Source organism: Bacteroidia bacterium (assembly GCA_033391075.1).
Taxonomy (GTDB): Bacteria; Bacteroidota; Bacteroidia; order J057; family J057; genus JAWPMV01.
The window spans coordinates 144,953-156,705 of record JAWPMV010000001.1 but is presented as its reverse complement, the minus strand read 5'-3'; the positions used below and the strand labels follow the sequence as shown (position 1 = coordinate 156,705).

Here is an 11,753-nt window from a genome sequence, read left to right as displayed (position 1 = left end):
TTATGAAAAGATATCTAACAGTTAGCCTATTATTCCTTTTTTCCCTATTGGGACCTACTACTTCTTTTGCACAAAAGGTTCATGAATGGAATGTAAATACATCCCCCAAGACACCTCTTAAAGCAGAGAAAGGAGATATTATAAGCTTAATCGGATTTAGTGCAAAAAAAGAGTTTTCTTTTTCTAAGGGTGAATCGAAAATATATGAGGCAGGGGATACGATTGTTTTAAGTGGGTCTTTTATAGAGGCTCGTAAGTTTGGACTCGAGATAAAAATCACTTGTAAGCCAACAAAAAATGTACTCAGTATTCAAATTGTCGCAGAAAGTACTCCTGAAGCTGCTTCTAGTGAAGTCGAACAAAATTCATCTATCGTCTATGATGCTATTGCGCTCCACGTCCAAAAAGATATGCCTTGCAAAGTCAAAGCATTTTTAACGAAGTATAAAATAAAGGATTCCACTGAATTGAGTAAAAATTCAATGCTGAAAGGAATTAATTTCCCAAAGGAGGCATGCGTAAGGATAGGGGAAATTCAAAATAATTTTCTTTCTATTTCTGAAGGAAGTGTAGGAGGCCTGAATACAACTCAATTGATTGACAGCCTGGTTACTTTCCTCATTAATCGAAGCAAGGAAGAATTAGCCATTCGATATTTCGATAATTTTAAACGGGCGATATCAAGTAAAAATAATCCAGAATTCAGGAGCCTTTTACCCGCCACACACAAAGGCCTGGAAATGATCGGAGATGATATTTTTTTCTTCCATCGACATATTCCTATGCTTAAAGGACAATTCCAATCCGATCTAAATTCATTACCCGAGAACTTTAAAGAGCTAATCATTAAAGATAATTCCCGGCTTTTTTCGGATACAAGTCATAAGGCTGCTGTTATTTTTGCTGCGGATATAGCCATTGGAATCAAAAATGAACAACATCCGGGAGAAATCATTCAAAGTCTGACCAAAGAATATTTAAAACCATTCCCGAAAGATGTCGCTGGAGGATTAGCTACAGTCAGATTAATCTCTGAATCAATAAGGGAACCTAAGACTGAGTTAATCAAGAAACACGGATATTGGGTACAGGATTCGATCACGAATTTGGTTCTTACTAATCCAGATATATTCAAAATATATTTAGGCCTTTTGATACAACAGGCCAAAATAGATCAAATTCAATTCGAAGATAGCACATCCCTAGCCGATAAACTTAATCTTTTTGCCGAAAATTATTTTGAACTAAAAGCCCCTTTCCAAGAAATAATTTTTAATACAAGAAAAATATCTGCATTGCTCAAAAAAAGCCGTGAATCAGGCGCTAAAAAATTACCAGCAAATGAGATCTCAGCTTATATAATGGCTGCAAATGTCATATTTGCAAAAGCAAATTATATAGTAAACAAACTGAATATTCAAGGAAATGAGGGTGAGTTAGCAAGTGTTTTTGGGGTAATAGATCAGTTTACCCGCCTTTTAAGCAATGTCATTGATAAACAGTATCCGAAGGCCCTTTTTAACGTATCCATTCTTTATCAAGAACTTGTCTTACAAAAGGCCATAAAAAAGTACGCTAATGGCAACAAAGAGGAGGAGAAAAAATTAGAGAGAGTTAATAGACAACTCAAATTATTTAAAAAATACAGTTCCTTCATCGCAGCAATTCTTCAAATACAGAAACCTGAAGAATTTAATACTGTATTAGAGACTTATGCTCTTCCTCCTGGTTCTTCCATGATCAAAAGAAAATCCTTTACGAATGTTTCTATTAATGCTTATGTAGGGCCTTACGCAGGTATTGAGTTCCCAATAAATGGAGTAGCAAATGTGGATTCTGTTTTAGGAATAACAGCTCCGCTAGGTATTTCCTGGAGCTTTGGGAAAATTAGCAAAAAGCATCATAGTTTGGGTCTATTCTTTTCTCTAATAGATTTGGGAGCAATTACGGAGCTCCGTTTAGTTGACAATGAAACTGTCCTTTCAAAGATATTCCTAAGAGAAATCTTCTCTCCCGGAGTCTTTATATCCTGGGGTTGGGCAAATAGTCCTATTTCTACCAATCTGGGAATTCAACGTACAGCTTTCTTAAAATCAGTAGGGGCAAATGAAAATATACTTAATGTTACTCCAAGCCTGAGGTTAAGTCTTTCATTAGCAGTTGATATTCCTTTACTAAATATCAGGACTAAAGAAAGCAGAAAAATTAAAGATTAACCATCCATGAGTCTCTTCCGAAAAAAACAAAGAATAGCTGATCCAACAAATGTAAAAGTTGAGAAGATACGTGCCTGGCAAGCCATTGCTTTAGCGCTGATAGGTGTATTTTCTTCAATGGGAACAATTCTTATAAAAGAATACGTTTCTCCATCAGCAAGTCAACAAGAAGTAACTAATCTTGAGAAAACAATCGAAAATAATGTCGAAAGGAATATTGAAGCGAAATCTTATCAGCAGGATGGCAGCACTTCGATACTACGCCCCATCAAAGGCACAGTTCCTATTGGCAGCATCATTTCTTCTACTATTGATTATGCTACTTTTAGTGAGGTCAATGGTCTTCCCATAATATTTGATGCAAAAAAGAGTATTTGGGCACCTTGTGACGGACGAAAGGTAGAAGGGTCCAAATATGCTGAATCAGGCCTGCTTACGATTCCAGATTTAAGAGGGGTTTTTATCCGCGGAGTAAATCAAATGTTTCCCGAAAATCGAGGTGCAGGGGCCCTAAACGAAAAACAATTAAATAGAGGAAGATCAGCAGCAGGTGTATTTCAAAACGATGCTTTACAAAATCATACGCATGCAATAGGAATGGGCAGATCAGATAAAAAAGCAGATTCTCAAATAGGAAAATTAAGATTTGCAGATTTTGCTGCAAATTCCAATCCTGGTAAGCATAGTACACATGGAGTAAATCCTAGTTCTGCCCATTTAGATTCCCGCGAAACCCGACCTAAAAATGTTTCTGTCTATTATTATGTAAAAATTAATTGACCTTAAAAGGCCTCTCCGGTAAAGAAGTAAATCCCACTTCCTTCTTTGGTAAAAGCCACATCAAGACGAACATAAATATCTTTTTGAGGGAACAGAAGAAAGCGTAAGCCGGCTCCACCAGCAGGCAGAAATTTATTCAGGCGAAAATCTCCGGGCTCTTCTGCGACCATACCAGCTGAAACGAAAGCAGCAGCACCAAATCTTTTGCTAAAGGGAAAAGGAAGGAATCTGTATTCGGCTTGTGCAGCGGCATAATTATTATCCCGAAACCTCCCTAAATAATAGCCACGCATCAGCACTTCTCCTCCCAGCAAAGCCAATTGATTGAAAGGTACGTCTCCACGCACGAAGGTTCCGGCCGCTTGCAAGGCAAGCACTTGTTTTTTATCAACACTCATGGGATAGAACTTTCGCACATCCCAGTAGATTCCATTAAATTCATAATCACTACCCCAGCTATCATTGTAATTCAGGAAAGCCAATTCCGCAAAAAAGCCTTCTCTTTCATTCAATACATTCTGCCTGCTATCATAAACGATTCCTAATCCTAAACCAAGATTAAGCGAACCTTCAGCACCCAGAGGTTCCGGGATCGCCTGCCTTTCAAACTCCGCATTATAGAGTCTTTGAAAATCGATTTCCAGACCAATGAAAAAGTTACGGGCCACTCTTTTCAGGATACGCTCACGAATCAAGGTATAATTGGCATTAATCAGAATCGGATCATCTCCGGGAGTTTCATTGCCGATCCCATAGTAAAGGAGAGGAAAGCGCTGTTGACGTACTGCTCCCAGATAAAACCAATTATCTCTGTCTCCATAAATTCCATGTTCCAACCAGATGCCATACTGACGCTCGGTGGTTACGAAACTAAAGAGCTTGATTTCGCTTAGGCGGTTATTTATATGATCATTTTTGGCATAAAAAAGGGCCAATGCAGATGCTCCTATTTCGAAACTCGTTTCAGGTGCGTATCCCAAAGTAGGATAAACGAGAAAATGAGGCTTTCCAGGATCTCTCTCCGCCCCAAAGATCTTATGGGCTGTTTTTCCCAACCAATTTCTTTTGGTGGTGTCTGCTTCATGCTCCTGGGCAAAGGAAAAAGATATTCCTCCTATCCAACATATCAGTAATAGAAGGCTTTTAATAAGGCTGTTTTTGTTTGTCATAAATTCATTTTGCTATGATGCGGGGGCGAAGTTAGAGATAAATGCGGAGAAAGTGCATGGGAAATCAGGGCAAATCTGATGACATTTTTGAGGCCCTTTCGATGTAAGAGAAATGACCTGTAACATGCGTACTTTATTTCTCTTTATCTGCTTACTCATTTTTTACTCATCTGTTTCAGCACAATACGAATACCGTTTCCAGCAAGAGTACTTTTTCGGCAATCTCCCTACGGCAAAAACGGAAGCCATGGGACGAGCTGATGTCGCAATAGGAGGAACGATGCCTTCTATTTTCTTCAATCCAGCTGGCCTGGCTCGAATTCAGGGACAAGAGATCAGTTTCTCTACCTCGGCTCCTTTTTATGCCCTAACTCAATCTGACTATTATTTCTTTGGCTATGGACGTGAAGTATTACCCGGTATCTATGCAGGAATTAGCCTCAATCAGTTGGCTATCGGACCTACCAGTTTTTCGACAGAAATCAATGGAACCCGTTTTCCCCTGGACAATCCAAAAAGCAGCAATATTGCTTTGAGCCTGGCGGGGGAAGTCATCGAGAACCTCAATCTAGGAGCGAATATCAATCTCTTTGAACTGAAACTATTCGATGATGCACCCAATGGAAAGTCCCTACATTTTGATTTGGGGGCTACTTATCAATTGCCACTGGCAGAGAACAAAAATCTTCGCTTTGGAGCAAGCTTCAACAATTTCACCTATTCCTCGATCAGCTTTCAAAGCCCCACGGGATTAGAAGCTTCAAATAACTTCCCGGCAGTTGCAAGAATAGGAGCAGCCTATGAAGTCCTGAGCAGCTTTGACATTCCGGGAAACAAATCCGTTGAGCTTGCCCTGACCCTTACCGCAGAGCATATGAATGTGTTGAATAGTGATTTCAGAACGAGCTTCCAATTGGGAGCAGAAGGAGTTCTGAATCAGGTTTTAGCTCTCCGTCTCGGTTATTTCACCCATAACCTGGACGATTTGGGGGTTAGCACTAATAAAGATCGTCTGACAGACTTTACTTATGGTTTTGGCCTCATCATTCCTTTTGAAAAGCTATCTGATGGGAAGTTTCCTTTTCAGGGGCATTTGGATTATGTCAGCCTAAAAGCTCCTCCATATGCAGCTAATGGTCGTAGATCTCCCAATATGAGGAGCTTCAGCTTTCGACTCGTAATTCCTATTTCCAAGACATCGAAATAATCTTTGACTCATGAAAATTCGTACAATAACTCATACACTTCTTTTTTGCTCATTCTTCTTTTTCTCTTCAACCACCCTACACGCACAGTCTTTTTTCGGATACCAAACGATCGGTCAAAACACGTTCTTCTTCTCAATTTCCTGGCAAGGGAAAGCCCAGCTCGGCTTTGGCTACAACTTCAGGAATTTCAGCGGCAGTTTTAATGACTGGCAGGCAGAGCTACGTTTTCCGATTGACGAGGTGTATCGATTTAAAAACTATCAACTAATCGCTGGAGTCTATGGACCCGTTTCTCTGAAAAGGACCTTTCTCGGAGCAGGCGCCCATATCAGGTGGGAGAAAAATACTAATGCTGAAAGTCAATCAAAAAAACTGAGCCTTGCCATTACGGGCATTCCTTCTTATACCTATGCAGCCAGTTTGACGGATGGTGCCTATGGAAGCATAGGAGCCCGCCTCACCTATGCTCCAGTCATCTATGCCGAACATAGTTCTGAGGGTGATACGCAATCTCAATTTCTGCCGATTCATCGGCTGGAAGTAGGAGGCCATCTCGATCTCCATTTTGAAAGAACCATTGGCCTGGGTTTGAATGCATTCACAGCAAAAGAATTTACGGCAGCTAATAGCATTTTCGCTAAGCAGAAAGACTGGGAATGGAGTGGTGATTTTTATTTGGGGATGACATATCGGCTGGGACGAAATTGAACCCTTTCGCCTCAAGCCCCATTTCCCTTAATTTCCAATTAATGGAAATTCCCACAGGCCTTTTTCGAATATGGGGTATAAGTGGGCAGAAAGTATATACGAATTGAAATCACATAGACATAGGAAGGAATTAGTGAAAGCTAATCTTTATTATCTGTGGGAGAGCGCTTGGGCTCTCCTTTTTCTATTGAAAACCACCATCTACGAATGTGTGCAGGCTGCAAATAGTCAATTTCAGAGTATTAACATGAAAAGAGCTTTTCGACTGCCCTTAAATTCAAGTTCAAGCGCAAAATTCAAGTACAGGGAAATAGCTCTATTTTGAGTTTGAACTTGATACTTGAATTTGAACTTTCTTCTTCCTTTCCATAAAAGTTTAAACCAAATAAATCCCTGACTTCAAGAAGAAACTATTTTTTCTTACGGAAAACCGTAGGTAGATAGTTAGGAATTCCGTACTGCATTTTTTTCCCTTTCAAGCCTTACTTGTAGGTAAATAAAAATACTTCCTTTTATGCCTACAAACGACGCAAGAGACCTAAACCTCCAGGTAGAGAAAAAAGCAGTAAAAGCTTTGTATGAGATCAAGGCTTCCAGACATTTGGGAGATATATTTTTGAATTGGGGAATCATCCTCACTACGGCTATTTTCTGTAGTCTGTATTTTCATCCCCTACTCTATCTCCTGAGCATTACCATCATTGGAGCAAGAATGCATGCATTGGCTATTCTTATGCATGATGCGGCTCATTTTCGTTTCATGAAAAACAGAAAGCTCAATGATCTGCTAACCAATTATCTTTCGATGTACTTCATTTTTTCATCCATAGAAGTCTATCGAAAAAATCATTTAAAGCACCACCAACACCTGAACACAGAAGATGATCCGGATTGGTTTTTCAAACTGGGAAGAAGAGATTTTACCTTCCCAAAAAGCAGGGCTGAGTTTATCTTTACAGTTCTCGCCTATTTCACCCTGATCCGGGGATTTTTAGACGCCCTTTGGTTCCTCAAACGCTTTGCTCCCGCCAATGCCCCTGGAGCAAAGAAAAAAGCCAGCTTCAAAACTAAGCTTCCTCGCATACTCTTTTATGTGATTCTTGCTGCTATTCTGAGCATTTTAGGTCTGTGGAAAGCCTACTTATTGTACTGGGTTATCCCTTATCTATCTACCTTCTTCATGTTCCAATATGTGCGAAGTGTTTCCGAGCATTTTGGAGAATTGGAGCGGGACCACCTCTTGAATTCAACACGGACGGTCAAAACAAACCTCTTTGAAAGATTCTTTTTGGCACCGCATAATGTCAGCTATCATTTGGAGCACCATCTCTATCCGGGAGTGCCTTATTACAATCTCCCCCAATTGCATGACTTATTGATGGAACAGGAAGTCTATCGGGAAAAAGCCCATATCACAAATGGTTACCTGGGTGGACTGATCAACGAATTGAGTAAAATAAGCTAATGTGAAAAGGAGCTCCAGTTTGTCTTTGGACAAGGGAGCTCCATCATGGAAATTTACTAGAAGGGTATATTGCTTTGCTTACAATTGAGGGAAATAGTTTGTAAGGATTGATTTCATATATTTTCTACCTTCCAGAACAAGCTGGATTTCCTGCCAGGATTCTTTTTCAAAATACTTCTTCAAAGGTTGATTGACTTTTTCTATTAGAAAAAAAATCCTTCCAAGGGTTTTATCCCAATCCTTATAATACCTTAGCAAATCATCAGGATACACCACTTTCCTTTCCAAACCTTCATCAAATGCATAAAAAGGGGTGTTGATATTTAAGTATCCATAATCATCTGTAAGTTGCTCACCAGGAAAAATGTCTCTTATAGCTATTTCAAAATCATAGGCTGTAGTCAGGCAATTTGAATCAAAGCTGTGATTGATATATTTCCCATGATCCCAGCAAATGATGTAATTACCTACTCTATTTCTAAATGCATATTTATCAATTTTGGCTTTATAGGCAGCACTAAGACTGTCCAGTTTCTCCGGGGGAAGTTCAATATCAAATGCATCCATGACCCAAGTAATCGTTCCGGCAGGTATAAGCTTTTTCGCGACTACTCCATAACCGATGGAAGGATTGATATATCTTAATTCTGTATCAGGATGAATCATCTTACAAATGGTTTAAATAAATGTAAAAGCCCTCACAAAATAGTGAGGGCACAATCCATTAAGGTTCAGATTTTTATTGTTCTTCTTCAGAATCAGAGGTTTTTCTTTTATCCTTTTTAGCTTTCTTTTTTTCTTTCTTCTTTTTCTTTTTTCCCTTTTTCGGTTTCCCCTCTGACTGCCATTCAATTGAAGAATCGGAAGAAGGAGCTACCATTTGAGAAAAGGAAAGTGTTGGCAATGAAAAAAGTACAATCAACAGTGAGAAATACATCCATTTGAACTTTTTCATAGTGGTTAAAGATTAAGGTTTTTAATGATAACCCAAGTTTCGAATTGAATTCTGGAGAAATTTTGGAGAAAATCACATCCTAGAAAAAATCGAAAAAAAATTTGCTAACAAAGACTCTTTTTCCTTTAAAACAAATTCCTTCCGGATAAAATTTAGGTGGTTTATTGAAAAGGTTTATTTCTCCAGAATTACTCCAGAATTGTTTTTGTGATTTAGGATCATTATTTCGACTGACCAATTAATTCAAGCCAGCGATTTTAATTTAGTGAAGAATCAATCGTTGAGTCCTATGACAGAAACGAATAAAAAATTACTCAGGTACAGCGATCAATACCTTGCTGATTTTGAGGCAGTTATCCTACAGAAACTTTCAGAAGCTCAAGCAACTGTAGAGCAGCTTCTAGATTCTTTAGAGTCTTCGAAAGAGCATGCAACATCTACTATAAACAGCATAGATGATTATACGGACTTTGCGGAGAAAGAATATCTTTTTACCATGATTCAACGTCAAGAGCGCTTTATTTATCAACTGAAAGAAGCTCTTGTGAGGGTCAAGAATAAAACCTACGGCATCTGTAAAAAGACCGGGGAATTAATCGATAAGCGCAGACTCTTGCTGGTCCCGCATACTGCGCTAAGTTTACAAGCAAAAGCCTAGGATCTATTCCAGATGATTTTTGATATTTAATGGATTTTAAAACCAAAATCATGAAGATTACTGTTTCGAATCTGAACTTATCGGTTGATCAAGAAGACCTCTTGGCTTTATTTGTTGAATTTGGAGAAGTAGAAAGAATTCAGATTTTCTCGTCATCCAAAAAAAATCGAATTGCTTTCATTGAAATGGCAAATATTCTTGATGCCCTTGAGGCAGTTCAAGAGCTCGATGGAGAGCTGTATATGGGTCGCCCAATATCCGTAAGTGTAGAAAAAGTAAACGTATTCATCAAAGATTCTATTCAACCTACTTTGGGATATTGGGAATTCAGAGATGAGTATGATTATGAAGAAGGGCCCGATGACAATGACGAAGAATATTCAGACTATGAGGATGGGTATGAGAACAATGGAGGGAAGTTTAAGAAAATTCGCAATAGAGGCTCCTCTAGTTATGCAGATATAGAATAAAACATACAATAGTGCGCTTTATAATTTAGTTACTTGTCCAATTTAATATTTAGCATATTAGGACTTTGGGACCAGGCCATTAAAGGCCTGGTTTTCTTTTACCAATTGAGCAGATAAGCAAATATCAATGGGGCAACAATTGTAGCATCGGATTCGATTACAAACTTAGGCGTATCTTCGTCCAATTTCCCCCATGTAATTTTCTCATTTGGAACAGCTCCTGAATACGAGCCATAACTAGTTGTGGAATCCGAAATCTGACAGAAATAGGACCAAAATGGCACATCTTCATATTCCAAATCCTGGTATAACATAGGCACCACACAAATGGGAAAATCACCTGCGATACCTCCACCTATCTGAAAGAAACCAACTTCGGAATCCAAAGACTCCTTTTTGTACCAATCAGCCAACCACATCATATACTCAATTCCTGATTTCATGCAGCCTGGAGACAATTCGCCCTTTATGCAGTAGGAAGCAAAAATATTTCCCATAGTAGAATCCTCCCATCCAGGTACAACAATGGGCAAATTCTTTTCAGCAGCGGCCAGCATCCAGGAATCCTGGGGATTTATCTGATAATGTTCTTCCAAATCACCGGATAATAGCATTTGATACATATACTCATGAGGAAAAAATCTTTTCCCGTTTGCGTGAGCGTAACTCCATCTATTGAAGATATGTTCTTGTATTCGACGAAAAGCATCTTCCTCAGGGATGCAGGTATCTGTAACTCGATTTAAGCCTTTATCAAGTAAGGCTCGTTCTTCTGCAGGGCTAAGGTCTCGGTAATGGGGAATTCTGACATAGTGGTCATGAGCCACTAAATTCATAATATCTTCCTCCAGATTCGCTCCCGTACAACTTATTATCTGAACTTTGTCCTGACGAATCATTTCGGCTAAAGACTTACCCAATTCAGCCGTACTCATTGCGCCGGCAAGGGTAATCATCATTTTACCGCCATTCGCCAACAATTGATCATAGCCTTTGGCAGCATCTACCAATGCTGCAGCATTGAAATGTTTAAAATGGGTTTCAAGGAATGAAGAAACCGGACGATCACTCATTATTTTGATTATTTAATTTACTTTTTAAGGTGCATGCACAAAGCCTGTACAAAAGTCGAGCCCCCACGATTCCATTCCATTCGTTTTTCCCTGGGGCTACCTCGCATAGATCAAACCCTATGATTTCTTTATTTTCCTTTACCAGAGATTCAATTAAAAATATAGCCTGGGCCATACTTAACCCTCCAGGAACAGGAGTTCCGGTATCTGGGCAATAGGAAGGATTCAATCCGTCTATATCAAAACTCAGGTAAACTTTTTCAGGGAGATGCTCTATGATTCGGGAGACTTGAGAAGCCCAGTTCACCCCTCTGAATTCTAAATGATCTATATCTCTTTGCGAGAAAAGACTGAGTCTTTCAGGGAAATCGTGGTAAAGATTTAACTCTTCTTCACTATAATCCCTAATCCCTACCTGAACAATCCGACTTACTTCCGGGATCTGAAGAGCATTATACATGATTGAAGCATGGGAATACTCAAAACCTTCATAAGCTATTCTCAGGTCCATATGAGCATCGATTTGAAGAACCCCAAAAACTTCTCCTCTGCTGGCCAAAGCCTGCAGCAAGCCCAATGGGGAACTGTGATCGCCCCCCAAAACCGCACAGATTTTACCGGAATTAAGGACTCGTTCTGCTTTAGCCTTAATCCTTTTATCCCAATTTTCACAAGATTCATTTATTTCTTGTAACACTTCTTCAAAACCATCCTGAGATAGACCAGCTTCTAGTTTTCGGATTATTTCAGCTGCTTTCGCCCTTAACCTGAGATTTTCATACTGCTGGTTTTCTGAAGCTTTGTCAAGGTAAATTCCGTATTTCCAAACATCAGGAAAAAAAGGGTCATACAATTCTACCTGCCTTGAGGCATCCAGAATTGCACTTGGCCCTTTATGAGTTCCCATTCGATAGGAAACCGTGATATCTCTGGGAACCTCCAACAGGATCAATTCGGATTCTCCTTTACTAAATGCAAGACCATAGAGCTGTCCATTATCAAGTCCAGGTCCATTAGGATCAAAATCGTTTAGATTATTCTTTTTCATAGG

Annotated in this window: 12 protein-coding genes; 7 read left to right on the top strand and 5 right to left on the bottom strand. The window is 39.3% G+C overall.

The window, feature by feature from the left end:
- The first annotated feature begins 2 nt into the window (after window positions 1–2).
- Together R8P61_00635 and R8P61_00630 are read left to right on the top strand one after the other, a co-directional pair.
- Entirely contained in the window at window positions 3–2,216 is a 2,214-nt protein-coding gene (locus tag R8P61_00635) for a hypothetical protein (protein ID MDW3645550.1), read from the top strand.
- A 6-nt stretch (window positions 2,217–2,222) separates the two neighbouring features.
- On the top strand, window positions 2,223–2,996 hold the full coding sequence (locus R8P61_00630) for a hypothetical protein (GenBank protein ID MDW3645549.1): 774 nt from the start codon (window positions 2,223–2,225) through the stop codon (window positions 2,994–2,996).
- A gap of 2 nt (window positions 2,997–2,998) precedes the next feature.
- Here the strand turns inward: R8P61_00630 and R8P61_00625 are convergent, their stop codons facing one another.
- Window positions 2,999–4,165 (bottom strand): BamA/TamA family outer membrane protein, encoded by a 1,167-nt coding sequence (locus R8P61_00625; protein MDW3645548.1) that lies wholly within the window; start codon window positions 4,163–4,165, stop codon window positions 2,999–3,001.
- Between the two features lie 124 nt (window positions 4,166–4,289).
- Here R8P61_00625 and R8P61_00620 point away from each other — a divergent pair, with 124 nt between their 5' ends.
- The 3 genes from R8P61_00620 (at window position 4,290) to R8P61_00610 (ending at window position 7,546) form a co-directional block, all read left to right on the top strand.
- The gene (locus tag R8P61_00620; protein MDW3645547.1) at window positions 4,290–5,372 is read left to right on the top strand and encodes a hypothetical protein; all 1,083 of its coding nucleotides are present in this window, start codon (window positions 4,290–4,292) and stop codon (window positions 5,370–5,372) included.
- Between the two features lie 10 nt (window positions 5,373–5,382).
- Window positions 5,383–6,081, top strand: coding sequence for a hypothetical protein (locus R8P61_00615; protein MDW3645546.1), 699 nt, complete (start codon window positions 5,383–5,385; stop codon window positions 6,079–6,081).
- A gap of 514 nt (window positions 6,082–6,595) precedes the next feature.
- Window positions 6,596–7,546 carry a fatty acid desaturase family protein gene (locus tag R8P61_00610; protein MDW3645545.1) on the top strand — a complete coding sequence of 317 codons (951 nt, stop codon included), beginning with the start codon at window positions 6,596–6,598 and terminating at the stop codon, window positions 7,544–7,546.
- Between the two features lie 78 nt (window positions 7,547–7,624).
- On the opposite strand, the gene R8P61_00605 is transcribed toward R8P61_00610, so the two are convergent.
- Together R8P61_00605 and R8P61_00600 are read right to left on the bottom strand one after the other, a co-directional pair.
- Window positions 7,625–8,212, bottom strand: a complete 588-nt coding sequence (locus R8P61_00605; GenBank protein MDW3645544.1) for an SET domain-containing protein — start codon at window positions 8,210–8,212, stop codon at window positions 7,625–7,627.
- A 73-nt stretch (window positions 8,213–8,285) separates the two neighbouring features.
- The gene (locus R8P61_00600; GenBank protein ID MDW3645543.1) at window positions 8,286–8,501 is read right to left on the bottom strand and encodes a hypothetical protein; all 216 of its coding nucleotides are present in this window, start codon (window positions 8,499–8,501) and stop codon (window positions 8,286–8,288) included.
- Between the two features lie 289 nt (window positions 8,502–8,790).
- On the opposite strand from R8P61_00600, the gene R8P61_00595 reads away from it, so the two are divergent.
- Window positions 8,791–9,159: a TraR/DksA family transcriptional regulator gene (locus R8P61_00595; protein ID MDW3645542.1), complete on the top strand. Its 369-nt coding sequence runs from the start codon at window positions 8,791–8,793 to the stop codon at window positions 9,157–9,159.
- Window positions 9,160–9,209: 50 nt separating this feature from the next.
- Entirely contained in the window at window positions 9,210–9,629 is a 420-nt protein-coding gene (locus R8P61_00590) for an RNA-binding protein (GenBank protein ID MDW3645541.1), read from the top strand.
- Window positions 9,630–9,727: 98 nt separating this feature from the next.
- Here the strand turns inward: R8P61_00590 and R8P61_00585 are convergent, their stop codons facing one another.
- Window positions 9,728–10,702: a deoxyhypusine synthase family protein gene (locus tag R8P61_00585; protein MDW3645540.1), complete on the bottom strand. Its 975-nt coding sequence runs from the start codon at window positions 10,700–10,702 to the stop codon at window positions 9,728–9,730.
- Window positions 10,695–11,750, bottom strand: coding sequence for an agmatinase family protein (locus tag R8P61_00580; GenBank protein ID MDW3645539.1), 1,056 nt, complete (start codon window positions 11,748–11,750; stop codon window positions 10,695–10,697). The genes R8P61_00585 and R8P61_00580 overlap by 8 nt, the downstream gene beginning before the upstream one ends.
- Window positions 11,751–11,753 lie beyond the last annotated feature (3 nt).